Here is a 26,386-nt window from a genome sequence, read left to right as displayed (position 1 = left end):
CACAAGAGCAGGTCGGGGGATCGGGTCATCAATGTATGATTGAAGAGAGCTTGCCATGCCTGACCAATGCTCTTTCGTGCTGCTCCAAACGTATGCGGAACATCTCAGACTTGGATCCTGCTCAGTTGTGGGAATGTTGACCATAAGTGTGGGTTGGAGATCTGTTGGCCAAGGGAAGTACGACGATCGCGACAGCGCGTCAGCTACCCTGAGTGCATTCTCCATGCTCTTATTCGTCGAAGAATTAAGTGACGGATTAGGATCCGTGGAGGTGCTGTTAGGGCCCTCAGAAATTGATAGAAAGAAGGAAGCCTTCCTCGCGTCGTCTGCTTCTTCAAGGTGAGATGTAACTCTCGAAATTGCGCTGGCCGAAGGTTGGAGGTGCTTGGTTCGATGACATATCCGCGGGATCTCGTAGGTAAGCCTTGTACTAATTCGGGTGAAGGCTGCGTTTGAATACGTTTGACCCCATCGGACAAGCCAAAGATGGCGGCCCTTTGTCGACGAGAAATTCTCTACTCGAAGCAATCCGGCTGTGAAAACTTCGCATGAGTCACGGAGCACCGTCCCCCTTGCAGTCTGGCCGTCTCGCGCGCTGCAATCAATTGAGTCCGGCAGGGTGCCATTTATGGTGCCTGCGGCAGCATAAGCGCCACTGAGATTCCGATTGGGGTCATCGTCATAAGTTGCGGGTCGGACCTTATGAGAGTAGTTGGCAAGCGCGAGGACGAATCCGCAGTCTGTCACTCGATCTAGCCGACTGCTCCATATTCCGTGCCATGGTGTTTCTTGCAGAACGCTTGCAGCGACAATGAGTGGCTTACCATTTTCCTGTTTCAGTGTTTTTAATTGATCGACAGCATTTGGCTTCTGAGCTTCAGAATCTGCAAGTAGGTCAGCGCATATTAGAGGCGCGAATGTGCAATCTTGGAAAATCAAGGCCTTGTGGGAGGTCGCTCGAACAGGGTCGAAGGCGGGCTGCTCCTCCGTCTGCTCAGGAAAGTTTTTGCAGTAATAGTGGGCGTCGTGTAATTCTTCCGTGTCGCCGGATGCAGGAAGTTTTACCCAGACACAGCCGAAGTTGACGTTTCGTCCGTCAGACGTGCCTTCAGGAAAATGTAGGCGGGTGCGAAGCGATTTGACCTTTGTGAAGCCGAATCCCGCGACTACGAGAATCGCTTTATTGTAGTTTCTAATGGCCTGGTCGATAAGCGACCAATCGTCGAATCCGAGGCTCAGTTCTGGCAGTACAAGTAGTCGAGTGAGAAGTGGATTGTCACAATCCAGGTCAATGGGTGCGAGTCCATCCGCGTTGCATTCGAGCAGTGCGCACACGGCGTCAGCAGCTGCTCGATTTCGATGTGCGGGAGTCAGTTCGTTTTTGCTACGACTCAGCTGTCCGATGCAAAGCCACAGCTCAGATCCGACTAGTATTCGACGCTCATAGGTGACCACGTCCAGTGTCATTCTGCTCCCCTCTTAACCTAGCAACTCGTCCCCAGAGTTCTTATCTCCAATATTAACTTATCGGGCGTACAAGCCGGGAATGGTCTTTGCGCCGGACAGATGGAACCCCTGAGTTCTACGGCCACTCATAGGGTGGCAGCGTTTCTTGGCGAGGTCGATTCGGCAGTCTGCAAGGGAGCGATTGCGCGGACCCCGGGTTTCTCTTAGGTCGAACTAGTTTCTGTCGAGGCAGATTTTTCTGAGCGGCGCGGCGTGGGCACTGGGGGTTGCACGCGTTCACCCCCCCACACTCCTCCTCACCGTAACCCCCACAAACCCCGGCGAAACCCGCTTCCTCAACTCCACTTCATTGCTGGCCCCATCCGCCCGCGTCCCCTCCCACTTCTCCCGCTCCTCCCGAAACCCGCGCCCAAACAGATCGGTGGCCTCGGCCCTTACCCGCCAATGCTCCCCAGTCCGGCGCTCGGCAAACAGGGTCCAGCCCATCGCCTCGGACTCGCGGGTAATCCGGTCATAGCGGTACTTGGTTTCGCGCTCGGCGATATGTTCCAGCTGCACGCCCCAGTTCATCCGTAGCGTGGGCAGTTCCTGCTGCAGTTCAATCTCGCCTTCAAACGGCTTCTCTTCGGATATCCCGCGCTGCTCGCCGGTGACCGGGTCGGTGACGCGGCTCTGGCGGTACAGCAGGCTGGTGCGCAGGTGGAAGCCGCGCAGGCCCCAGGCGTCCAGCGGGGTGGCCAGTTCCAGCGCCAGGGTGTCGCGGCGGCCGTCGCCGATATTGCCGGGGGCGTCGAACACGTCATCGCCATCCACCACCAGCACGCGGTCCACCACGTCGCTGATGCGGTCGTGCGTCCAGTTCAGGGTGAGCGCGGCGTCTTCGTTGAAGTGGTGTTCCCAACCCAGCACGCTGCGCCAGCTGCGGTCGGGCTGCAGCTCGGCATTGCCGGCGCTGACGGTGCCGCCTTCCAGCGAGGCGCTGGCGGCAAAGTCCTCGAAATCCAGTTGCCCCACCTCGCGCGATATCGCCAACCGCCACTGGTTGCGCTCACTCGGCGTCCAGCGCACGGCCACGCGCGGCTTGGGGTAGGTGAAGCGCCGCTCCAGCGCGCTGTCGCCGGTCTGCGAAATCTTCGATTGCTCCAGGCGCATGCCGGCTTCCAGCGTCCACGCCTCGGCCGGTCGCCACGCCAGCCCGGCGCTGGCTTCGGCGCGCTGTTCTTCCACCCGCACGCGCGAGCCGGGCAGGAAGACCGGCGCGCCGTTTTCTTCCAGCTGGCTGTTGCCGTCCAGGAAGTTGTACGCGGCCTCGATGCCGCCGAGCAGCGAGAGTTTGTCGTTGTGGGCGTGGGTCAGTTCGATGCGGCCGATGGTCTCGCCGGTGTCGGTGTCCTGGCGGAAGCGTTCGTGGTCTTCGCCTTCCTGCGAAACCTCCTCGCTCTGCAGGTCGCCGCGCTGGCGGCTGGCCATGGCTTCCACCGTGGTGCGGCCGGCGAACTGGCGCACGTAGCGCGCGGCCAGTTCGGTTTCGCGGTAGTCCTCGTCTTCGCTGATGCGCTCGTCTTCTTCGCCGCCGCTCAGGGTGCTGCGGGTGCGGGTGTCTTCGCCGCGCAGGTTGGCGGTGAGGGTCAGCCGGCCTGCGGCCAGCGGCTGGCGCCAGCTCACGCCGGCTTCGGTGTTCTGCTTGGTGGTGCGGGTGTCCCAGGCGCTGCGCTCGCTCTCGCCATTCTCCAACTCGCGCGTGCTTATGTGGCCGCGGCCGGTGTCGTCGTCCAGCTCGGGCTCCAGTTTCAGCGACAGGTCCAGCGCGTTGTCGTTCCAGCGGCGGCCGTATTCCAGCTGGCCCTGCGGCGCGGTCCAGCCGTTGGTGGCGGCGACGGCGCCGGCTTCCACCGCCCACTCGGTGCTGGCTTCGCGGTGGCGCACCACGTTGGCCAGCACGGCATAGCCGCCCATGTCCACGCCGGGGGTGCCGGCGTAAATCAGCTCGATGCGCTCCACCGCGCCGGCGGGGATGCGCTTGAGTTGCTGCGATACGTCTTCGCGCTTGCTGGTGGGGCGGGCGCCGTCGAACAGCACGTTGCCGGAGGCGCCGGCATAGCCGCGCACGTCGGCGTCGGCTTCGACCAGGCTGAAGCCGGGCAGGCGCAGCACCATGTCGTAGGCGTTGGCCGGCGCGGCGGCGCGGAAGAACTCGGGAAGATAGACACCGGCGCGGGGGGCCGCGCCGGTGTCCGCGGTCTGCGCCGCCGCCGGGAGAACGGTGGCGCAGGCCATCAACAGGCTTGCCAACAGAGGGGTGCAGTCGTTGCGTGGCCGCATGGTCGGTGCGTTTCCAACAGGAATGACCGGCAGGCTATGCTGGCTTGCCTGACATGCCGTCGACGCAGATCGTCAGGCAGATGTCAGGACGGCTTTCGCATGCTGCGCCCCATGAACACGACAACCCAGCCCAAAAAGAACCGTCCCTTCCGCCGTGGCCGGAGCCTGGCCCTGCTGGCTGCACTGCTGGCATCGGCGCCCGTGTACGTGGCGTTGGCCGGCAAGGACGACCATATCGAAGCGCGCGAGCTGCTGCGCCGTGGCGAAATCGTGCCGCTGGCGCAGATTCTGGAGGTGGTGGGCAAGCGCGTGCCCGGCGACGTGATTGAAGTGGAGCTCGAGCGCGAAGACGGCCTGTGGGAATACAAGGTCAAGGTGCTCACCCCCACCGGCCGCGTGCGCAAGTTGTATCTGGATGCGCGCAACGCCGCGGTCCTGAAGATCAAGGACGATTGATGCGTTGTCTGGTGGTCGAAGACGAGCCTGACATCCGCGCCGACCTGGTGCGCGCGCTGGAAGCGGCCGGCTTCACCGTCGATGGCGTGGGTGATGGCCAGACCGCCTGGTACCAGGGGGATGTGGAAGATTACGACGCGGTGATCCTGGATCTGGGCCTGCCGCGCCTGGATGGCCTGAGTGTGTTGCGGCGCTGGCGCGCGGCGGAGCGATCGTTTCCGGTGATCGTGGTGTCGGCGCGCGGCGACTGGACCGAGAAGGTGGAAGGCATCGAGGCCGGTGCCGACGACTACCTGTCCAAACCGTTCCAGATGGGCGAGCTGGTGGCGCGCGTGCGCGGGCTGGTGCGGCGCGGTGCGGGCAAACTCACGCCCACCGTGGACGTGGGCCGCCTGCGCCTGGATACCGTGCGCATGAGCGCCACCTGGAACGGCGCGCCGGCGCGGCTGTCGCCGCTGGAATTCCGCCTGCTCGATTACCTGGCCCACCAACCGGGTCGCGCGGTGCCGGCCGGCGAGCTGGCGGAGCATCTGTATGGCGTGGCCGATCACGGCGATGCCAATGCCATCGAAGCGATCATCGCGCGCCTGCGCCGCAAGTTCGGCAACGAGATTGTCAGGACGCGGCGCGGCTTCGGTTACCTGCTGGAAGACGCGCCGTGATGCGCGCCTCGCTGCGCTGGCGGCTGCTGGCCGGCGCGGGCGTGGCGATCCTGTGTGCGCTGGCCATGGCCTGGCTGCTGATGACGCTGCTGTTCGAGCGCCACCTGGAGCGCCGGCTGGAAGCGGAGATGACCCGCGATGCGCTGGCGCTGGTGGGTGGCTTGAACCTGGACGCGCAGGGCCGGCCGCAACTGAGCGACGAACCCAATGACAGCCGCCTGCGCAAGCCGGCCGGCGGTTACTACTGGCAGATCACCACCCAGGCCGGCGTGCTGCGTTCGCGTTCGCTGTGGGACAGCGCACTGCCGGTGCCGAAGGACTCGCCGCAGGATCACTGGCGCCTGCAGCGCCGGCCCGGTCCGTTTGGCGAAGCCATCGTGGTGCTGGATCGCCAACTGGTGGTGGAGTCGGATCGGCCGCCGGTGATCGCGCAGCTGGCGCAGGACAGCTCGCCGCTGTCGACCGCGCGCAGCGAGTTTGGCCGTGAGCTGGCGTTGTTCCTGGCGGTGTTGTGGGCGGTCCTGTTGCTGGCGGCGTGGCTGCAGGTGAGCCTGGGCCTGCGCCCGCTGGCGCGCGTGCGCGCCCACCTGGCGGCGCTGGAACGCGATGCCAATGCGCGCCTGCCACCGGCCAACGTGCGCGAGGTGCAGCCGTTGGTGGATGCAATCAACTCGCTGGCCGGCGTGCGCGAAAAGGATCTGGATCTGGCGCGGCGTCGCGCGGCGGATCTGGCGCACAGCTTGAAGACCCCGTTGGCGGCACTGGCCGCGCAGAGCCGGCGTGCGCGTGAGGCCGGCGCGGACAGCGCGGCCGACGGCATGGATCGTTCGATCGCGGCCATCGATCGGGTGGTGGATGCGGAACTGACCCGCACGCGGCTTGCGCGCTTGGGTCAGGTGCGTGGCGCCACTGCGCATGTGCAGGCGGTGGCCGAGCGCGTGGTCAACGTGCTGGAGCACACCGAGAAGGGCGAGCAGCTGCTGTTCGCGGTGGAGGCGCCGGCCAACTTGCAACTGGCCATCGAAGAAGAGCACCTGTCGGAAATCCTCGGCGCGCTGCTGGAAAACGCGGCCAAGTACGCACGCCGGCAAGTGCGTCTGAACGCCGACGCCGGCCCCGGCTGGGCGCGCGTGCAGGTGGACGACGACGGCGCCGGCATCGCCCCCGAACGCCGCGATGAAGCCCTGGCCCGCGGCAGCCGCCTGGACCAAAGCGGCGGCACCGGCCTGGGCCTGGCCATCGCCCGCGAACTGGTCGAAGCCAACGGCGGCCAACTGCACCTGTCGCAATCAGACCTGGGCGGCCTGCGCGTCACCGCCGAATGGAGCGGCGACGGCGCGTAAAGCGTGCTGCTACGCGTAGTCCCGCTCTTCGCTCTTGCCCCCTCTCCCGCAAAGCGGGAGAGGGCTGGGGTGAGGGCGCTCCTAACGCCGAGCCCCCACCGCCTTCTTCGCCACCCGCGGCGCCCGCTTGATCGCCGCGACAATCTCTTCCTGCGGCTCTGCCACCGAATCCCGCGTCACCAACTGATGCGGGATCACATGGTTGACGATCACCCGCGACTTGCGATCCTCGCGCCGAATCGTGCGCAGCAGGATGTCGATGGCGGCATCGGCCATCGAGGCAATCGGCTGGTGGATGGTGGTCAGCTCCGGCCACACAGTGGTGGCGGCGGAGGTGTCATCGAAACCGACGACCGACAGATCATGCGGCACGTCCAGCCCGCGCCGGTGCGCGACCGACACCACGGCGGCGGCCATGTCGTCGTTGCTGGCGACGATCGCGGTGGGGCGATCGGCCAGGCCCAGCAGATGCTCGGCGGCATCCAGGCCCGAGCGATAAGTGAAGTAGCCCTGTTCCACCAGGCCTTCTTCCAGCGGCAGCTTGGCCTCGGCCAGCGCTTCCTTGAAACCCTTGTAGCGATGCTCGCTGGCGGTCTGGTTGGGGTGGCCCTTGATGTAGCCGATGCGCGTATGGCCGTTGGCGATCAGGTGCGCGGTGACTTCCTTGCTGGCGGCAAAGTCGTCGATGCGCACGCAGGAAATGTCATGGCTGAACTGGCCGGAGGCAATCGACACCACCGCCACGCCGGCGCGTACGAATTCCTGGATCACCGGCTTGGACTCGCACAGCGGCGGCGGCAGGATCACGCCGGCCACGCTCTTGGCCAGCTCGCGCGCGGCATTGCGCTGGCCTTCGGCATCGAGCGTGTCCCAGGTGGCGATGACCAGTTGCGCGGCGGTGCGGCCGGAGCCGTTCAAGGCGCCGACCAGCAGTTCGCGCAGATACGCCGAGCTGGGATTGGTGTAGATGAGGGCGATGCAGGTGTGCTGCGCGGCGGCCAGCGAACTGGCGGCGAGGTTGGGGCGATAGCCCAGTTCGGCCACCGCGCGCTGCACGCGCTCGCGGGTGTCGTCGCGTACCGTGCCACGGCCATTGACCACGCGTGAGACCGTCATCGGCGACACGCCTGCATGGCTGGCGACTTGATCGATGGTTACGGCATGTCCCTTACGACGGACAGACTTTGTCGGCATCTCGTTTCCGCATTCGTGACCTGGGGGGAGGCCGGCAAGTATCAGGGCAGACGCGCGCCTTGGCGCGGGTAGTGCATCTGCGCGCGGCTTCCCCGGGCCGCGATTGACGGTAACGCTACCAAAACGATACGCCCATTACCTGCGCAGTCGGCGCTGGTTTCAGATGAAACAAATCATCTGAAATGGCGCTTTTGCACGGGAAAACCCGGCAATTGCGAGGTTGTAAAAGTTTTGTTGCAGCGCATGGTGACAAACCCCGGACGGCGTGACTAGTCTGCGCGCCATCTGTGGTAGCGCTACCAGACAGCGCAGTCAGCAGCAGCAAACAGGCGAGCCTTTTGCGCCTGGACTGGAAGAACGCCGGTAACGGCCCGTGGGCGCCCTGGGGGGGGCGAATCGTTTCAACGATCGAAGTGAGGGGGTTAGCCAGATGAGTGGGTGCAGGTACCGATGCCACGCACGCTTCATGGCCAGGGCCGTCGCGCAAGCGGATGGACTCGGGCTGGGTCGGGCGATGGGCCGTTCAATATCAGACCAGAGGGCAGGCAAATGAGTGGCACGCTGATGACGCGCAAGTTGGCAAGATTCAAGTCCCGGGCCATGTTCACCTTCGTGGGTGGTGTCCTGGTCATCAATCCGGCGTTCGCACAGGACGCTGCTACCGCGCCGGCCCCTGCGCCCGCGCAACAGGAGGCCACGCAGGGCACGCCCAGCGCGACCACGCTGGATACGGTGACGGTCACCGGTATCCGCGGAAGCCTCAATCAGTCGATGGGCATCAAGCGCGATTCGGCCGGTGTGGTCGACGCCATCAGTGCCGAAGACATCGGCAAGTTCCCCGATACCAACCTGGCCGAATCGCTGCAGCGCATCACCGGCATCTCGATCGAGCGCCGCGATGGCGAAGGCGCGCAGATCACCGCACGCGGCTTTGGCCCGCAGTTCAACATGGTCACCCTCAATGGCCGGCAGATTCCGGGCGCGGATGCGTTTGGTTCGCCGGGCCAGGTGCCGATTGGCGGCGTCGACGGCGGCACGCGTGCGTTCAACTTCGCCCAGCTGGCGTCCGAAGCGATCAGCGCGCTGGAGGTCTACAAGACCGGCCAGGCGACCGTGCCCAGCGGCGGCATCGGCGCGACCATCAACATCCAGACCGATCGTCCGTTCAACCACACCGGCGTGGTGGCCAGTGCCGGCGTCAAGGCGCTGTACGACGACTCGCAGCCGTTCGATACCGATCTGACCCCGGAAATCTCCGGCATTTTCAGCTACACCACCGATGACAAGGTCTGGGGCGTGGGCGTGAGCGCCAGCTACCAGAAGCGCCATGGCGGTTCGGTGCAGGCCACGGAAAACGCCTGGAACATCCAGCGCTGGACCGGTACCGATCCGGCCCTGCGCGCCGACGCCAACCTGGTCAACGCGCCGCAGATCGGCCAGCTGTATGCGATGCCGAATGACCTGCGCTATGCCTTCGCCGATTTCGAGCGCGAGCGCATCAACGGCCAAGCGGTGCTGCAGTTCGCGCCGATCGACAGCCTGACCCTGACCCTGGACTACACCTACTCGACCAACGAGATCAGTGAAGACCGCGGCGAGCAGACCATCTGGCTGCAGCGCGCCAACAGCTTCACCGACCTGGTGTTCGACACCAACGAAGCGGTGGCCACGCCGGTCTACCTGCGCGATATCGTGGGCACCAAGGATTTCGGCTTCGAGCAGCAGCACAACGAGCAGAAGTACAAGCTGTCCTCGCTGGGCTTCAATGCGGCCTGGGATGTCAGCGACACCTTCCGCCTGAAGTTCGATACGCACAGCACCAAGTCCAGCAGCCTGCCCAATGATCCGATGACCGGCGGCGGCTCGACCTACTTCTCCATCGCCGGCACCAACAACTGCACCGACGGCCCGTACTGCGGCGGTAACTGGGCGCAGGTGCTGCAGTTCAACAACGGCCTGCCGCTGGGGTCGCGCACCTGGTATCCGACCACCGCGGATTCGGTGGCCAACACCAATGGCGTGGTCAACCCGGATTTCCCGGCCCAGCAGATTGGTTCGCAGGTGCTGCGCATCAACTCGCAGAAGCAGGAAACCGAGGTCAAGCAGGGCCGCATCGACGGTGAGTGGGACTTCGACAATGGCCGCTTCTCGTTCGGCCTGGATTCGTCGAAGGTGACCATGCATCGCCAGCAGGCGACCGAAATGTACGCAACGCTCGGCGACTGGGGCGTGGCCAACACCGGCAACGAGCCGGGCCTGCAGGATCTGCTGCGTCCGGTCAGCATCATCGGCATGTTCGACGACTGGAGCGCCAATGGTGCGGCGCCGGGTGCGTGGATGGGCGATGCCAGCGCCGGGGCGCGTTGGGCCAATGGTTTCTACGGCGCCAGCAACCGGGTCAATCCGCAGTTGGCGGCCGACAATGAAATCCGCGAGAACACCCGCGCGGCCTATGCGCAGATCGAACTGCAGGGCGAGTTGGGCGGCATGCCCACCAACACCCGCATCGGCGTGCGTTACGAGCGGACCAAGGTGGTGTCGACCTCGGCGGTGGCCATTCCCAATGCCATCCAGTGGCAGGCCAACAACGACTTCCGCATCCTGCGTTCGGCCGAAGTGCAGCCCTTCAGCGAGAAGACCAGCTACAGCTACCTGCTGCCGAACCTGGACTTCAGCATCGACCTGACCGATGAGTGGAAGGCGCGCGCGTCCTTCAGCCAGACCATCGCGCGTCCGCCGTACGGCAACCTGTACGCCGGCCCGAACCCGAACCAGCCCACCGGTTCGATCCTGGTCAATCCGTCCACCCGCGCCGGCGGCGATGCGCAGAACCCGGCCCTGCAGCCGCTGGAATCGAACAACTTCGATCTGGCGCTGGAGTGGTACTTCGCCGATGCGAGCTACATCTCGGCCACGTACTGGAACAAGTCGGTCGACAACTTCATCGGCAACACGGTGGTGCGCGAGAACCTGTACGGCCTGACCGATCCGACCTCCGGCCCGGATGCGCAGGCGGCGCTGGACTTCCTGACCAGCCAGGCCTGCGTGGATCAGGTCACCGCCGCCGGCAACGACGTCGACTCCGGCTGCTCGGCCAACGACACCGCGCTGTTCACCGCACTGGCGATGCTGCGCAACGAAGGCGCCACCGGCGGCCTGGATGCCTATGACGGCAGCTCGGCGCAGGTGCTGACGATGGAAAACACCTACGACCTGGTGGGCGAGGCGGACGACCCGCTGTACCTGTTCGACGTCAACCGTCCGGTCAACCAGAACAAGGCCAAGCTGCACGGCTGGGAAGTGGGTGGCCAGTACTTCTTCGGTGACACCGGCTTTGGCGTGTTCGCCAACTACACCAAGGTCAATGGCGACGTCGGCTTCGACAACACCGTGCTGGAGCGCGATCAGTTCGCCCTGCTCGGCCTGAGCGACACCGCCAACGTGATGCTGATGTACGAAAAATACGGCTGGTCCGCGCGCCTGGCCTGGAACTGGCGTGACGAGTACCTGATTGCGGCCAACCAGAACGGCTCCAACCGCAACCCGTTCTACGTGGAGGAGTACAAGCAGTTCGACCTGAGCGTGAACTACGCGTTCAACGATGCCTGGTCGGTGGGCTTTGAAGCCATCAACTTCACCGGCGAGGACGTGCGCTGGCACGGCCGCTCCAAGAAGCAGGTAATCAAGCTGGTCGACCAGAGTCCGCGTTACATGGTGGGCGTGCGCTACAAGTTCTGACGATGCAACAAGGGGTCATCCCGGGGGACAGGGACCGCTGCGGGGGCAGCGGTCCCTTTCTTTTGCCGGCGCCGGTGATTCGTCACGCCGGAGATTGCGGCGGTGTGCCTTTTCTTCCCGCGGCAAAAAGCGCATAACGCGCCTAATCGAATCAAACCACGTCTTTCCGAATACTTCATGGCCAGACACGAACTGCTCAACAATGTCGCGCACCAGCAGCTGCGCGTGGTCACCCGCTTTGGCCGCGAATACGGCGACGACGTCGGCATGGTCAGCGCCTACCCGACCGAGTTCGCCGAACTGCAGCGCGAATATCCGATCTTCCTGCGCAAGGATCGCCAGGATGGGCACTGGCAGGCGGTGGCCCTGCTCGGTTTCGAGGCGCACGAGAACCTGTTCGTGCAGGACGGCCGCTGGAACGCTGCCTACCTGCCAGGCGCGATCGCCAAGGGGCCGTTCCTGATCGGCTTCCAGGAGCAGCGCATCGACGGCGAGCTGCGACGCGAGCCGGTCATCCATGTGGATGTGGAGCATCCGCGCGTGAGTTTCAGCGAAGGCGAGGCGGTGTTCCTGCCGCACGGCGGCAACTCGCCGTACCTGGAGCACATCAGCGGCGTGCTGCGCGGCCTGCGCGATGGCCTGGAGGCGGCGACCGCCATGTACGCGGCCTACGACGCGCTCGGGCTGATCCAGCCAATGAATCTGGAATTGCAGTTGGACACGCAACATCGCGTCAGCCTGGCGGGGTTGCATGGCATCGATCGGGATCGGCTGGCGGCGCTGGATGCCGATCAGCTGCACGGCCTGCACCGCAGCGGCTATCTGGAAGGCGTGTACTTGCTGCTGGCGTCGCTGCACAACCTGCGCCGGCTGATGGCGGAGAAACAGCGCCGGCTGCGCCAGGCGGAGGCGGCCTGAGGCATGTTCGACACCTTGCCGCCGCTGCCCGAACGGGCCGACTGCACGCCTGACAGCTTGCCGCTGGAGACGTTGCTGGCGGCGGGTGAACCGGTGGTGCTGCGCGGCCTGGCGCGCGACTGGGGCCTGGTGCGCGCGGCGGATTCGATGGCGTCATCGATGGACTATCTGCGCCGGCACTACAACGGCGAGCCGGTGACGTATTCCTGGGGCGGGCCGGAGATTGCCGGCCGTCCGTTCTACCGCGAGGACTTCAGTGCGTTGAACTGCGAAGTTCGCCGCAGCCATCTGGATCAGGTGCTGGCCGAGATCAGCGCGCACGCCGACGATGCGCAACCGCCTACCTACTACGTGGCCTCGTTGCTGGTGGACAGCCGCTTCCCCGGCATGCGCGCGGACAACGATCTGGATCTGGCGCGCCAGGGCGTGCAGGCGCCGCCGAGCATCTGGATCGGCAACCGCGTCACCGCGTCGTGCCACTACGACGCCTTGAACAACATTGCGGTCTGCGTGGCCGGCCGTCGCCGCTTCACCCTGCTGCCGCCCGCGCAGATCCACAACCTGTATCCGGGGCCGCTGGAACCCACGCCGGGTGGACAGGCGGTGAGCGTGGTGGATTTCGCGCAGCCGGATCTGCAGCGCTATCCACGCTTCGCCGACGCCATGGCCCACGCGCGCACGGCGGTGCTGGAACCCGGCGATGCGATCTTCATGCCCAGTCTGTGGTGGCATCACGTGCAGGGGCTGGAACCGTTCAACGTGCTGGTGAACTACTGGTGGAGCAGCGTGCCCGCGTATCTGCCTTCGCCGATGCAGGCGCTGTACCAGGCGCTGTGGACGCTGCGCGATCGGCCGGAGCGCGAGAAGCAGGCCTGGCGCGAAGTCTTTGATTACTACGTGTTCGGGCCGGCCGAACTGGCGGGCGCGCATCTGCCGCCCGCTGCACGCAACGTGCTGGGGCCGGTGGATGAAGCCATGGCGCGGCAGTTGCGCGCCATGTTGATCGGCAAACTCAATCGCTGAGGAAGGACCATGGAGCAGGGCAGGGTACGCAAGGTGGTGATTGCGGGTGGTGGCACCGCCGGCTGGCTGGCCGGCGCGGCGCTGGCGCATCAGTTCCGCGATCTGCTGGACATCACCCTGCTCGAATCCGAGCAGATCGGCACGGTGGGCGTGGGCGAGTCGACCGTGCCGCCGATCCGCAATTTCCACCGCTTCCTGCAGATTGACGAGCAGGAGTTCCTGCGCGCGGTGGCCGGTACGTTCAAGTTGTCGATCTCGTTCGAGAACTGGCGCCGGCACGGCGATCGCTACATCCATCCGTTCGGCATCACCGGGCAGAGCACGCTGGTCTGCGCCTTCCATCATTTCTGGCTGGACAGCCTGCGCCGCGGCATGTCCTCGGATTTGGGCGACTACTGCCTGGAAACGCTGGCCTCGCGCGAGGATCGTTTCGATCTGCCGCAGCAGCCGCAGGTCAATTATTCGTATCACCTGGACGCAGGCCTGTATGCGCGTTTCCTGCGCCAGCGCGCCGAGAGCCATGGCCTGAAGCGGGTCGAAGGCAAGATCCGCGAGGTGCGCCAGCATCCGGACAGCGGTTTCGTGCAGGCGCTGGTGCTGGAAGATGATCAGGTGATCGAGGGCGATCTGTTCATCGACTGCACCGGCTTCCGCGGCCTGCTGATCGAGCAGACCTTGAAGACCGGCTACGAGGACTGGCACCAGTGGCTGCCGGCGGATCGCGCGGTCGCGGTGCAGACCGAGCCAGTGGGCCCGCCGGTGCCGTATACGCGCGCGATTGCGCACCAGGCCGGCTGGCGCTGGCATATCCCGCTGCAGCATCGCGTCGGCTGCGGGCTGGTGTACGCCAGCAAGCACATGTCCGATGACGAAGCCACGGCCAAGTTGCTGCATGACGTGGGTGCACCGCCGATCCGGGATCCGTGGCGCGTGCCGTTCCGCAGCGGCCGCCGCCTGAAAGCCTGGAACAAGAACGTGGTGTCGCTGGGCCTGGCCAGTGGTTTCATCGAACCGCTGGAATCCACCAGCCTGCATCTGTCGATGACCGCGATCGTGCGCTTGATCGAAGCCTTCCCCAATGAGGGCATGCCGTCGGCGTTGATCGAACAGTTCAACGAGACCAGCCGCAAGGAGATGGAGCATGTGCGCGACTTCATCATCCTGCATTACCACGCCAACCAGCGCGATGAACCGATGTGGCAGGCCTGCCGCGAGATGGAGCTGCCCGACTCGCTGTCGATCCGCCTGCGCGCCTGGCGCGAACGCGCGCATGCCTGGCAGGGCGCCAACGAATTGTTCCGCGTGGATTCGTGGACGCACGTGATGTGGGGGCAAGGTCTGATGCCGGAACAAGCGCATCCATTGGCGCGCGCGCTGCCGGATGCCGAGCTGCAGCGCTTCCTCACCGGCGTGCGCGAACCGCTGCAGCGGGCGGTGGCGAAGATGCCTTCGCAGCAGGATTTCATCACCCGCTACTGCGCGGCGCCCGCGGCGGTCTGGGGATCGCGGCCGCGGACGGTCAGCGCATGAGCGCCATAGCCATGCTTGTGGGGGGATTATCGGCCGGCTGCGTCGCGGGAAACCGCCGCCAAGATCTTGATATGGCAGGGATTCCGCGCCGCAGCATGTAGTCGGCGCCAGTCCTGTATAGAGTGGCGGCATCCTTGGGGAACGACGCCGGGAAGCAGCCGTTGGAGACGCCAAAAGCGCGCACGGCTTTTTTTGGACAGTCGATTGTTAGCGCTAACCTGATTACGGGAACGGGTAGACATGAGTCTTTTTGCTGGCATCGATGCAGGCACGCAAAGCGTCAAGGTGGTGGTGTACGACGCCGCCGCGCGCAGCGTGGTGGCCAGCACCAGTGCACCACTGGAATTGATCAGTGGCGAGGACGGCAGCCGCGAGCAGCATCCCTCCGATTGGGTGCATGCGATGCAGGCCTGCTTTGATCGCATCGACCCGGCCGTGCGCGCGCAGGTGGCCGCGCTGGCGGTATCCGGCCAGCAGCACGGCTTTGTTCCGCTCGATGCACAGGGCCACGTGCTGGCGCCGGCCAAGCTGTGGAACGACACCAGCACCACCGCCGAATGCGCGGCGATCATGCAGGCCGTCGGTGGCGCGGCGCAGACGATTGCCTTGGCCGGCAATCCGATCCTGGCCGGGTATACCGCCTCCAAGCTGCCGTGGACTCGCAAGCATCGACCCGAGGTGTACGCCAAGCTCGCCAAGATCCTGCTGCCGCACGACTACCTCAACTTCATCCTGACCGGAGCGTACTTCTGCGAGTACGGCGATGCCTCCGGTACCGGCTGGCTCGATGTGCGTACCCGTCAATGGTCGAAGGAACTGCTGCAGGCCACCGATGGCGAACGTGATCTGTCGGCCTGCCTGCCACCGATCGCCGAACCGGATGCCCTGTTCGACATCGCGCCGCTGGTCGCCGCGCAACTGGGGCTTGCCACCACCGTCAAGGTGGCGGTGGGCGGCGGCGACAACATGATGGCGGCGATCGGTACCGGCTGCGTCAGCGAAGGCCGGCTGGCGATGAGCCTGGGCACCTCGGGCACGCTGTTCGCCTACGCGGATCGCCCGATCGTCGATGACGCCGGTGCATGGGCGGCGTTCTGCTCGTCCACCGGTGGCTGGTTGCCGCTGATCTGCACGATGAACTGCACCGTGGCCACCGAGCAGGTGGCCAAGCTGTTCGGCTTCAGCACGCGCGAAGGCGATGTGTACATCCAGGCCACGCCGCCCGGCGCCGATGGCCTGTTGATGCTGCCCTTCCTCACCGGCGAGCGCACGCCGGATCTGCCGCTGGGCAAGGGCGTGCTGGCCGGCATGGATACCGACAACATGAGCCCGGCACACTTCTATCGCGCGGCGATGGAAGGCGCCACCTACAGCCTCAAGTACGGCTACGACGCCTTCGTGCGCGCGGGCATGCGCTTCGATCGCATCCTGCTGACCGGCGGCGGCGCCAACAGCGCGGCCTGGCGGCAGATGGTCGCCGACATCTTCGAACTGCCGGTGGAAGCGCCGAAGCAGAGCGAGGGCGCTGCCCTGGGCGCCGCCTTGCAGGCGCTGTGGGCCTTGGGCAACGCGCAGGGCGAGACGACCACGCTGCGTGAACTGGCCGATCGGCACGTCACCACCGATCCGCAGTTGGCCGCCACCCCCGATCCCGACCGCGCCGCCGCCTATCGCGCGTCGTACCAGCACTTCCTGCAGCACTTGCAGGCCGTCACGCCGCTCTATCGCGGCTGAGTTTCCCCACGAACCGAACACAACGAACAACACAGGACTTACCCGCATGAGCACGCAGCCCTTCATCGGCGCCAAGGAATACTTCCCCGGCATCGGCCGCATCCCGTTCGAGGGCCGCGGCTCCGACAATCCCCTGGCCTTCAAGGTCTATGACGCCGACAAGAAGATCGGCGGCAAGTCGATGAAGGATCACCTCAAGTTCGCGGTCTGCTACTGGCACACCTTCTGCAACGCCGGCCACGATCCGTTTGGCCCCGGCACCCGCCATTTCCCCTGGGAAGCCGGTGCGCCGATGGCCACGGCCGAGGCCAAGGTCGATGCGGCCTTTGAACTATTCACCAAGCTCGGCGTGCCGTACTGGTGCTTCCACGATATCGATCTGGCGCCGGACGCCGACGACATCGGCCAGTACGAGAAGAATCTCAAGCACATGGTGGGCCTGGCCAAGCAACGCCAGGACGCCACCGGCATGAAGCTGCTGTGGGGTACGGCCAACCTGTTCTCGCATCCGCGCTACATGAACGGTGCATCGACCAACCCGGACTTCAACGTGGTCGCGCGCGCGGCGGTGCAGGTCAAGAACGCGCTCGACGCCACGGTCGAGCTGGGCGGCGAGCATTACGTGTTCTGGGGCGGCCGCGAAGGCTATGCCTCGTTGGTCAACACGCAGATGAAGCGCGAGGTGGATCATTTCGCCCGCTTCCTGACCATGGCGCGTGACTACGGCCGCAGCATCGGTTTGAAGGGCAACTTCCTGATCGAACCCAAGCCGATGGAGCCGATGAAGCACCAGTACGACTTCGACAGCGCCACGGTCGCCGGCTTCCTGCAGCAGCACGGCCTGGAAAAGGACTTCAAGCTCAACATCGAAGCCAACCATGCCACCTTGTCCGGCCACACCTTCGAACACGATCTGCAGGTGGCCTCGGATCACGGCCTGCTCGGCAGCATCGACGCCAACCGTGGCAATGCGCAGAACGGCTGGGATACCGATCAGTTCCCGGTGGATCTGTACGACACCGTCGGCGCGATGATGGTGGTGCTGCGCCAGGGCGGGCTGGAAGGTGGCCTGAACTTCGACGCCAAGGTGCGCCGTGAATCCACCGACATGGAAGATCTGTTCATCGCCCACATCGGTGGCATGGATTCGTTTGCGCGCGGCCTGGAAGTCGCGCACGCGCTGCTCAACGATTCACCCTGGGAAAAGTGGCGCACGGAGCGCTATGCCAGCTTTGACAGCGGCGCCGGCAAGGACTTTGCCGACGGCAAGCTGGCCCTGACCGATCTGCATGCGCTGGCCAGCAAGGCCGGCGAGCCCAAACAGATCAGCGGCAAGCAGGAGCGTTACGAGAATCTGATCAACCAGTACCTGCTGCGTTGATCCCGCGGTGGCAGGCGTCCATGCCCGCGCGCTTCTCCCCGCCGCGGGCGTGGACATCAAGCCAGGGTGGGCGACACTCCGGTGTCGCCCACTCTCATCGCCGCCGCGGCGGCGATGCCACCGAATCGCGCACCACCAGGCGGTGCGGCACCACGTGATCGGCCAGCACGCGCGTGCCGGGATCGTTGCGGCGGATGGCGCGCAGCAGCACATCGACCGCCGTGCCGGCCATGCTGGCGATGGGCTGGTGGATGGTGGTCAAGGCCGGCCAGACGGTGGTGGCGGCCGAGCTGTCATCAAAGCCGACCACCGACAGATCCCGCGGCACATCCAGCCCGCGCCGGTGCGCCACCGAAATGACCGCCGCGCCCATGTCGTCATTGCTGGCGATGATTGCGGTGGGCGGATGACGCTGGGTGAGCAGCTTCTCGGTGGCCTTCAGGCCGGAGCGGTAGGTGAACTCGCCGGGTTGCACGAGCGCCGGATCGATCGCGATGCCGGCCTCGCCGAGCGCGGCAACAAAGCCGTCGTAGCGATGGATGCTGGCGCTCAGATCCGGCCGCCCCTTGATGAAGCCGATGCGGGTGTGGCCGTTCTCGATCAGGTACTCGGCCATTTCCTTGCCGGCGCGGAAGTCATCGATGCGCACGCACGACACATCCTCGTTGTAGCGCCCGGAGGAGATCGCCACCGCCGGCAAGCCGGCGCGCACGAACTCGCTGATCGCCGCACGCGATTCGCACAGCGGCGGCGGCAGGATCACCGCGTCGGCACGCTTGATCAGGGCCCGCGCGGCCTTGCGTTCGGAAGCCGGGTCGAGGTCATCCCAGTAGTCGATCACCAGCTGGATGGCCGTGCGCGAGGCCACACGGAGCACGCCTACCAGCAGTTCGCGCAGGTAGGCGCCGCTGGGGTTGGTGTAGATCAGGGCGATGCGGGTCTGCTGGGCGGCGGCAAGCGAACTGGCGGCCAGGTTGGGCGTGTAGTCCAGCTCGCGCACCGCGCGCAGCACGCGCTCGCGGGTGTCTTCGCGTACCCGCGCCTGGCCGTTGACCACGCGCGACACCGTCATCGGCGATACGCCGGCGCGCTTGGCCACCTCGTCGATGGTCACGCTGCTGCTCTTGCGACGGACCGATTTCTTCGGGGTTTCCAAGGTCGGATCCTTTGGTCTGCGTCAGGCCGTCGGCCGCTCGGCCGCGATGCCTGTTGTTTTCATGGGGGTTGAAACCAATGCGCCGCCCAAGCAAATCAGTGCGACTGTCAGACCCGATGGTACCGCCAAGCCTGCACTCGCACGACGCTGGCGGTGCGATCCCGTGGCGCGCGGCAGTTCGGCGGCTGGGCGCATGGCTGGTGCCGATGGCGATGTTGCTCATGGCCGCGCCAACCATGGCGCAGACGCCCGCGCCAGCCCCCGCCTTGCTGGATGCGTTGTTCCAGGATCACGCGGTGCTGCAGCGCGATCAGCCCATTCGTGTCTGGGGTCAGGCGCAGCCGGGACAGCGCGTGGCCGTGCAGCTGGCAGGCCGGCGCACCGATGCCCGGGCGGACAGCCAGGGTGCGTGGCAAGCCAGCCTGCCGGCGCTGCCGGCGGGCGGACCCTACACGCTCAGTGCCAGCAGCCACGGGCAGGAACAGCACGCGGGCGATGTGTTGATCGGCGATGTCTGGCTGTGCAGCGGCCAGTCGAACATGGAACTGCCGGTCTGGCGCACGCTCGATGCCCGTTCGGAAATCGCCGGCGCCAGCAATGACCATATCCGCCTGCTGAGCGTGCCGCAGCAGGGCGCCGCGGCGCCTCTGGCCAGCTTGCCGCGAGACGTGCGCTGGCAGCCGGTGACGCCGGACAGCGTGCGCGAGTTCTCCGCCGCCTGTTACTACTTCGCGCGCGAGCTGCAGAAGAGCGTCGGTGTTCCGATGGGCCTGATCCACGCGTCCTGGGGCGGCTCGCGCATCCAGGCGTGGATGAGTGGCCAGGCGCTGCAGCGTGTCGGCGGCTACGAGGAAGAACTGGCGGTGCTGGATCGCTACGCCCGCGATCCCATCGACGCCATCAACGACTGGGGGCAACTGTGGCAACGCTGGTGGAGTCGGCAGCCCGGCGTCGCCCACGATGACAGGCCGTGGTCGGTCACCGGCATCCCGGCCGGCGACTGGCAACCGGCGCCGGATGCGCTGGGCGCATGGGAACATTGGGGCGTGCCGGCGCTGGCGGACTTCAACGGCATGCTCTGGTACCGCGCGAGCATGCAGCTGAGCGCGCAGCAGGCCGCGCAGGCCGCGGTGCTGGTGCTTGGGCCGGCCGACGAGATCGACATGAGCTGGGTGAACGGCCGCGCGGTGGGCAGCACCTATGGTGCGGACGGTGATCGCGAGTACCGATTGCCGGCCGGACTGCTGCATGCCGGTGAGAACGCGGTGGTGGTCAACGTGCTGGACACCTGGCGCGACGGCGGACTGGCCGGTCCGGCGAGCCGGCACCGGCTGCGCCTGGCCGATGGCACGCAGGTGCCGCTGCAGGCGTGGCGCTATCGGCGCATGTCAGCGGAGTTCGCTTCGCCGCCACGTGCGCCCTGGCAGACGGCGGGCGGAATGTCGACGCTCTACAACGGAATGATCGCGCCACTGGGCGCGCCGGGGCTGCGCGGCGTGCTCTGGTACCAGGGCGAATCGAACACCGGCGAGGCCGCGCACTACGCCGCGCTGTTGCGCGCGCTGCGCAGCGACTGGCGCGGTCGCTTCGGCACCGATGTGGCGTGGCTGATCGTCCAGCTCGCCGGCTTCGGCATGCCGCCACAGTCCGCCGGCGACAGCGACTGGGCCAGCCTGCGTGAGGCGCAACGCCAGGTGGCCGACGAGGATCCGCGCAGCGGCCTGGTCGTGGCCATCGATATCGGTGATCGCTACGACATCCATCCAGGCAACAAGCAGGAACTCGGACGCCGCCTGGCGCGTGCGGCGCGGCACGTGGCGTACGCCGATGCCGCCTCCGCCAGCGGACCGGTGCCGGCGCGCGTGCAGCGCGTGGGGCAGGACATCGTGATCGACTTCGACGGCGTGGAAGGTCGCTTGATCACCTACGGCGCGGAGGAGGTGATGGGCCTGCAGCTCTGCGGCGCCACGACGGGCCATTGCCGTTATGCGCGCGGTTCAATCCGCGATCACCGGCTCATCGTGCCGATCACCGCGGCGACTGACGAACCCGCTGCGGCCTCCGAAGGCATTGCCGCCACCCGCTTGCGCTACTGCTGGGCTGACAACCCGATCTGCAACCTGTTCGATGCGTCGGGGTTGCCGGCCGGTCCATTCGAAGTTCCGTTGCCTTCCGCCATCAAGGGAGAACACACACGATGACCCTGCCACAGGCTGTTGTTCGCATCGCCGCCCTGCTGCTGATGACATTCACCGCGTCGCCGTTGCCGGCGCAGGAACCGGCCGTGGCGAAGTTCGACTGGTTCCAGTACAGCGGTCAGGACGAGGTCTTTGAAACGCTTTTGCCGTCCGGGCACTACCGCAATCCGATCCTGGCCGGCTTCCACGCCGATCCCGCCATCACCCGCGTCGGCGATCGCTATTACCTGGTCAATTCCAGCTTCACCTTCTTCCCGGGCATCCCGGTGTTCGAGAGCACTGACCTGGTCAACTGGAAGCTGCTGGGCCATGTCATTGATCGCCCTTCGCAGCTGGACTTCGACGGCCTGTCGGTGTCGCGCGGTGTGTTTGCGCCGACCATCAGCCATCACGATGGGGTGTTCTACGTGGTCACCACGGCGGTGGACAGCGGCGGCAACTTCATCGCCACCGCCCGCAACCCGGCAGGCCCCTGGTCGGATCCGGTGTGGTTGCCGGGCGTCGAGGGTATTGATCCCTCGCTGTTCTTCGACGATGACGGGCGCGCCTGGCTGATCAACAACGACGTGCCCGCCACAGCACCGCGTTATGACGGTCATCGCGCGATCTGGATGCAGCAAATCGACCTCGCCACGCTCAAGCCGACCGGTCCGCGCCGCGTGCTGCTGGATGGCGGCGTGGATCCTTCCACCAATCCCATCTGGATCGAAGGCCCGCACCTGTTCAAGCACGAGGGCTGGTACTACCTGACCTGCGCCGAAGGCGGCACCGGTCCGCAGCATTCGCAGGTGGTGCTGCGCAGCCGCACGCTCGATGCACCGTTCACGCCTTACGCGCACAACCCGATCCTGACCCAGCGCGATCTGCCCGATGATCGCCCGCATCCGGTGACCAATGCCGGCCATGCGGATCTGGTGCAGACGCCGGGTGGCGACTGGTGGGCGGTGTTCCTGGCCAGCCGCAATTACGATCGCGTGCACTACAACACCGGCCGCGAAACCTTCCTGTTGCCGGTGACCTGGCGCGAGGGCTGGCCGGTGATCCTGGACGCGGGCAAGACGATTCCGTACATCGTTCCCGCTCCAGCCGGCGTGGTGGCGTCGGCGAGCAGCTCCACCGGCAATTTCAGCTGGCGTGACGACTTCGACGCGCGCCCGCTGAAGTCCGAGTGGTACTTCGTGCGCGTGCCGGATCGCGCGTGGGCGGATCTGCAGTCCACGCCCGGCTGGCTGAGCGTGCAGGCGGGCGAAGTCGGTTTGGATACGCTGCACAACCCGCACTTCCTGGCGCGCCGGCAACAGCACACGCGCTTCCAGGCCAGCACCCAGATGGCCTGGCCATCGGCCAATGTGGACGCCGGCCTGGCGGCCTTCCAGAACGAGCAGTACTGGTACGCGCTGGGCATACGCCAACGTGGCGATCGCGGCGAGGTCTATCTGGAACGCAACCGTGGCGGCGTCCGCCAGGTGCTGGCCTCGCAGGCGATCGACCGGCACGCGATTGTGCAGTTGCTGATCAACGCCGACGGTGGCCGCTACGACTTCGGCTTCGACCTCGGCAACGGCGCGCAATGGCTGCAGCGCGACGTCGACGGCAGCGTGTTGAGCACGGACGTGGCCGGCGGGTTTGTCGGCGCCTCGCTGGGGCCGTACGCGATCCTGCGTGCGGCCAGCGGGAACAAGCGCGAGCCGTGACGGCTCAGTCGCGCGGCGGCGACGCCTGGCCTTTCGCCTTCACCGGCACGCGCAGCACGCGCTGGTGCGAGGTGAGGTACAGGGTGCCGTCGTCGCCGAACTCGGCATTCGAAACCGCCGCGCCGGTCAGCAGCCGGCCCAGGCGGGTGCCATCGGCGCGCATCACCAGCAGCCCACCGGGGGCGCTGGCGAACAAGGTGCCGTCTGCCGCGACGGTCAGGCCATCGGGCAGGCCGGCCACTCCTTCGCCGAGCAGATCGCGCGCATTGGCCAGTTCGCGCCGCGCGGTTACTGCGCCGTTCGCGTCCAAGGAGTACACCATCCAGATCGGCTGATCCGGATCGGAGTTGGCCACGTACAGGGTATTGCCGTCCGGTGACAGCGCCACGCCGTTGGGGAAGTGCAGGCCGTCTTCGATCAGGTGCACGCTGCCGTCCGGATCGAGCCGGAACACGCCGCTGAAAGCGAGCTCCCGCAGCGGCGACTTCTCGATGCCAGCAAGTCCATACGGCGGATCGGTGAAGTAGATGCGCCCATCGGCGCGCCGCACCGCATCGTTGGGACTGTTGAAGCGCTTGCCCTGGTAGCGCTCGGCGAGCACGGTCTTCTGCTTGCTGACCGGGTCAAGACGCGCCAGCAGGCGATTGCCGGAGTCGGCCAGCAGCACCGTGCCCGCAGGTTCCGCGAACAAGCCATTGGCGCCCGCCTCGCGCAGGCTGCCGTCGTCCTGGCCGACGAAACCGGAAGGCTTCAACAGCACCTGCAGGCCATCGCGCTGGCTCCAGCGATAGAGCGTGTTGGCGGGCACGTCGGTGAACAACAGCGCCTGCTGGTTGGCCAGCCACGCGGGACCTTCGGACCAGGTGAAACCATCGGCGATCTGCTCGACCTTGGCATCGGCTGCGATTTGCTGGTGGAACTCGGGCAGGTAGGCCTGCAGCGGAGATTCCGTCTTCGTCTCCGTCGCCGCCTCTGTCTCCGGTTTCTCCGCTGACGTCGGTGACGTCGTCGGCGCAGTGGGTTCCTTCGCCGTGCACGACAGTAAGGCGACGGTGAGGCTCAGGGTCAGCAGGCGAACCGGAATACGCAGCATGAGGAATGACCGGAAGACACGGGAAGGCAGATGCTACCGCGACGCGCCGACTCAGGGTGTCGCGGCGACGGTGGGAGGTGGCGCCGCGATGCTGGACGACGTTGTCGCGGATTCGGTCGCCACGCTCAGCACCGCTGCCAGCGCCGGCTTGGGCTGGCGCTGGCGGTCAAACAGCAGCGGATGGTTGGTGCGATGGGGCACTGGATAGTCATTCTTCCACGACATGCCGTCGTGCACGCCCCACAGACTCACCCGCGCAATGACAGCGCGCTTGCGGTGGAAGATCCGGAACAGCTCGGCGTAGCGTTCGGCCAGGCGCTGCTGCACCTCGACAGGCAGCCCCTGCTGATAAGGGTCCAGGTAGCGCTTGAACTCCGGCAACTGGAACTGCTTGTGCGCCATCACCGTGCCAATCACCTGGCCTTCGCGGGTCAGTGGCAGCACGTCCACATCCAGCTCGGTAATCATCACCTTCAGGCCGAGTGCGGCGTAGGCATCGATCGCGGCTTCGATATCGGCGGTGGCTGGATAGTTCAGGCCCCAATGCCCCTGCATGCCGATGCCGTCGATGCGGATGCCCGCGGCCTGCAGCTTCCTGACCATGCGCACGATGCCGTCGCGCTTCTCCGGTCGCCAGGCGTTGAAGTCGTTGTAGTACAGCTCGGTGCCGGGCGCGTATTGCTGGGCAAAACGGAAGGCCTGCTGCACCAGCAGATCACCATCGCCTACCGCACGCACCCAGCTGGTGTCGCGGTAGCTGCCGTCGTCGTCGATCACTTCGTTGACCACGTCCCAGGCGTCGACGCGGCCGGCATAGCGTCCAGCCACTTTCTCGATGTACTGGCGCATGCGCTCGATCTGCGCATCGCGCTGGTTGGGCTGGCCGTTGGCGTCGCGGAAGAACCAGTCCGGGGTCTGGTTGTGCCAGACCAGCGTGTGCCCGACCACGAACAGCCTGCGCTTGCGGCCAAACTCCACGAAGGCGTCGGCGGCGCTGAAGTCCCAGCGATCCTGCTGTGGATGCAGCACCTCGGCCTTCATGACGTTCTCGGCGGTGATGGCGTTGAAATGCCGCTCCAGCAGTTTCAGTGAGGCCGGGTCGCGGCCACGGACGATGTCGTCGTTCACCGCCACGCCGACCAGGAAGTCGTCGCGGAAACTCGCCTTCAGGCTGTTCGCGGCGTCGCGCGCGTGCAGTGGTGCGGCCAGCAGCATGAGCATCACGATGGCCCAGGCGCTGCGCCGCTGGCAGGAAGCAGTAGAAGTCATCGCACGCAGCCTCCGGCCATCCCGGCGTCAGTTGACCGAGGTCGTGCGCACATAGCGGCGCAACCATTTCATCGCCGGACGTTCGCGGCCGTTCTCGCGCAATAGGGCCGCGCCTTCCTTCTCGCGCCACAGGCCCGGGCGATAACCCCACATCGTCACCCCGCGCACACCGGGATGTTCCCAGAACACCGGGAACACCCGCTGGTAGCTGGCCAGTTGCTCGTCATCGCTGAGGCCATCGATGTCCATCTCGGTCACGTAGATCGGCAGGCCGGTGGCGGCCAGTGCATCCAGGTTGGCGCGATGGATGTCCATCGGCCATTCGGTGGTGGTGGCGAAGGAATGCGCCTGCACGCCGACGCCGTCGACCAGCTTTTCCTTCTGCAGCAGGGCGATTATCTCCAGGTAGGTGCGGGTGTTCTCGGGCTTGTTGGTGATGTTGTAGTCGTTGATCAGCAACCGCGAATGCGGGAAGTAGTGGCGGCCCAGGCGGAATGCCTCGATCACCCAATCCCAGCCGGTGGCGCCATTGCCGCCCAGCGCGGCGATGTAGTGGCCACCACCTTCGTCATCCTTGCTTGGCGGATCATTGAGCGGCTCGTTGACCACTTCCACGTAATCCAGCTGCGGGTAGCGCGTCGCCACGGCGGCAAACCATTCTTCGATTTCCTCGCGCTGCTCGGCCACCGGCAGCGTCTTGATCCACTCCGGCTGCTGGTTGCCCCAGATCATCACGTGCATCTGGAAGGGGAAGCCGTGCTGCTTGGCGTAGTGGTACTGGGCATCCAGCTGCGACCAGTCCATGCGGTCGCGCTCGGCTTCCACTTCGCCCCACTTGCCGGCATTTTCCGGCGTCACCTTGTTCCAGTAGCGGTTGAACCTGGGCGCCTGTGCATCGCCATAGGCGCTGCCGAGAAACTTCGGCTGGTGTTTGGCCAGTGGACCGGCCGATGCGGACGCGGCCAGCACCGACAGTGCGGCGGCAAGGAGGAGGGCAACGTGCTTGGGCATGGCGATCCCCGGGGCTGGAGCCGAGCGGTGGCCATCGAGCAATCCGCGGCCGTGCTCGCTGTTGAGTTGATAGCGCTATCATTATCACAGGCCGGGCCGGGAGCCTTTCTGCACCGCAGCAGGGCCCTGAAAACCCGGAAACTCCGCTTACTTTCGCGCCATTCCGGCCACTGGCTGGCCTGCCTTACGCCACCGCC

The 26,386-nt window shown here is 65.8% G+C and carries 17 protein-coding genes; 11 read left to right on the top strand and 6 right to left on the bottom strand.

From position 1 onward, the window contains the following. Positions 1–1,743: 1,743 nt before the first annotated feature. Entirely contained in the window at positions 1,744–3,759 is a 2,016-nt protein-coding gene (locus tag B5X78_RS07440) for a TonB-dependent receptor plug domain-containing protein (protein WP_188444690.1), read from the bottom strand. A gap of 141 nt (positions 3,760–3,900) precedes the next feature. Here B5X78_RS07440 and B5X78_RS07435 point away from each other — a divergent pair, with 141 nt between their 5' ends. From B5X78_RS07435 to B5X78_RS07425, 3 genes are read left to right on the top strand one after another with little or no spacing between them, the layout of a single operon-like run. Further along, positions 3,901–4,245 (top strand): PepSY domain-containing protein, encoded by a 345-nt coding sequence (locus B5X78_RS07435; RefSeq protein ID WP_139381445.1) that lies wholly within the window; start codon positions 3,901–3,903, stop codon positions 4,243–4,245. Next, complete coding sequence (locus B5X78_RS07430; protein WP_079723785.1) at positions 4,245–4,907, top strand: response regulator transcription factor; 663 nt, start codon at positions 4,245–4,247, stop codon at positions 4,905–4,907. The genes B5X78_RS07435 and B5X78_RS07430 overlap by 1 nt, the downstream gene beginning before the upstream one ends. Further along, positions 4,907–6,250: a sensor histidine kinase gene (locus B5X78_RS07425; protein ID WP_079723784.1), complete on the top strand. Its 1,344-nt coding sequence runs from the start codon at positions 4,907–4,909 to the stop codon at positions 6,248–6,250. The genes B5X78_RS07430 and B5X78_RS07425 overlap by 1 nt, the downstream gene beginning before the upstream one ends. A gap of 81 nt (positions 6,251–6,331) precedes the next feature. Here the strand turns inward: B5X78_RS07425 and B5X78_RS07420 are convergent, their stop codons facing one another. Then, positions 6,332–7,444: a LacI family DNA-binding transcriptional regulator gene (locus B5X78_RS07420; RefSeq protein ID WP_079723783.1), complete on the bottom strand. Its 1,113-nt coding sequence runs from the start codon at positions 7,442–7,444 to the stop codon at positions 6,332–6,334. 564 nt (positions 7,445–8,008) lie between these two features. Here B5X78_RS07420 and B5X78_RS07415 point away from each other — a divergent pair. The 6 genes from B5X78_RS07415 (at position 8,009) to xylA (ending at position 17,768) form a co-directional block, all read left to right on the top strand. Beyond that, complete coding sequence (locus tag B5X78_RS07415; RefSeq protein WP_079724465.1) at positions 8,009–11,182, top strand: TonB-dependent receptor; 3,174 nt, start codon at positions 8,009–8,011, stop codon at positions 11,180–11,182. Positions 11,183–11,359: 177 nt separating this feature from the next. Then, positions 11,360–12,100 (top strand): SapC family protein, encoded by a 741-nt coding sequence (locus tag B5X78_RS07410; RefSeq protein WP_079723782.1) that lies wholly within the window; start codon positions 11,360–11,362, stop codon positions 12,098–12,100. A 3-nt stretch (positions 12,101–12,103) separates the two neighbouring features. Continuing rightward, positions 12,104–13,123 (top strand): cupin-like domain-containing protein, encoded by a 1,020-nt coding sequence (locus tag B5X78_RS07405; protein ID WP_079723781.1) that lies wholly within the window; start codon positions 12,104–12,106, stop codon positions 13,121–13,123. A gap of 9 nt (positions 13,124–13,132) precedes the next feature. Continuing rightward, positions 13,133–14,653 (top strand): tryptophan halogenase family protein, encoded by a 1,521-nt coding sequence (locus tag B5X78_RS07400; protein ID WP_079723780.1) that lies wholly within the window; start codon positions 13,133–13,135, stop codon positions 14,651–14,653. A gap of 240 nt (positions 14,654–14,893) precedes the next feature. Continuing rightward, complete coding sequence (xylB, locus tag B5X78_RS07395) at positions 14,894–16,387, top strand: xylulokinase (protein WP_079723779.1); 1,494 nt, start codon at positions 14,894–14,896, stop codon at positions 16,385–16,387. Positions 16,388–16,433: 46 nt separating this feature from the next. After that, positions 16,434–17,768, top strand: coding sequence for a xylose isomerase (xylA, locus tag B5X78_RS07390; protein WP_079723778.1), 1,335 nt, complete (start codon positions 16,434–16,436; stop codon positions 17,766–17,768). Positions 17,769–17,862: 94 nt separating this feature from the next. Here the strand turns inward: xylA and B5X78_RS07385 are convergent, their stop codons facing one another. Continuing rightward, positions 17,863–18,924: a LacI family DNA-binding transcriptional regulator gene (locus tag B5X78_RS07385; RefSeq protein ID WP_079723777.1), complete on the bottom strand. Its 1,062-nt coding sequence runs from the start codon at positions 18,922–18,924 to the stop codon at positions 17,863–17,865. A gap of 221 nt (positions 18,925–19,145) precedes the next feature. Between B5X78_RS07385 and B5X78_RS07380 the strand changes: the two genes are divergently transcribed. Together B5X78_RS07380 and B5X78_RS07375 are read left to right on the top strand one after the other, a co-directional pair. Next, a complete protein-coding gene (locus tag B5X78_RS07380) occupies positions 19,146–21,125 on the top strand; it encodes a sialate O-acetylesterase (RefSeq protein ID WP_244898549.1) in 1,980 nt (659 codons plus the stop codon). Next, positions 21,122–22,816: a glycoside hydrolase family 43 protein gene (locus B5X78_RS07375; protein ID WP_079723775.1), complete on the top strand. Its 1,695-nt coding sequence runs from the start codon at positions 21,122–21,124 to the stop codon at positions 22,814–22,816. The genes B5X78_RS07380 and B5X78_RS07375 overlap by 4 nt, the downstream gene beginning before the upstream one ends. A 4-nt stretch (positions 22,817–22,820) precedes the next feature. On the opposite strand, the gene B5X78_RS07370 is transcribed toward B5X78_RS07375, so the two are convergent. The 3 genes from B5X78_RS07370 to B5X78_RS07360 all read right to left on the bottom strand — a co-directional run bounded on the left by B5X78_RS07370 (position 22,821) and on the right by B5X78_RS07360 (position 26,189). Then, positions 22,821–23,909 (bottom strand): SMP-30/gluconolactonase/LRE family protein, encoded by a 1,089-nt coding sequence (locus tag B5X78_RS07370; RefSeq protein WP_079723774.1) that lies wholly within the window; start codon positions 23,907–23,909, stop codon positions 22,821–22,823. 51 nt (positions 23,910–23,960) lie between these two features. Continuing rightward, on the bottom strand, positions 23,961–25,130 hold the full coding sequence (locus B5X78_RS07365) for an endo-1,4-beta-xylanase (RefSeq protein ID WP_308933136.1): 1,170 nt from the start codon (positions 25,128–25,130) through the stop codon (positions 23,961–23,963). 75 nt (positions 25,131–25,205) lie between these two features. Continuing rightward, on the bottom strand, positions 25,206–26,189 hold the full coding sequence (locus B5X78_RS07360; protein WP_079723772.1) for an endo-1,4-beta-xylanase: 984 nt from the start codon (positions 26,187–26,189) through the stop codon (positions 25,206–25,208). Between the last annotated feature and the right edge of the window lie 197 nt (positions 26,190–26,386).

This window comes from Pseudoxanthomonas indica, from assembly GCF_900167565.1.
GTDB lineage: Bacteria > Pseudomonadota > Gammaproteobacteria > Xanthomonadales > Xanthomonadaceae > Pseudoxanthomonas_A > Pseudoxanthomonas_A indica.
The sequence above is the reverse complement of the archived record's forward strand: the minus strand, read 5'-3'. Positions and strand labels throughout refer to the sequence as shown.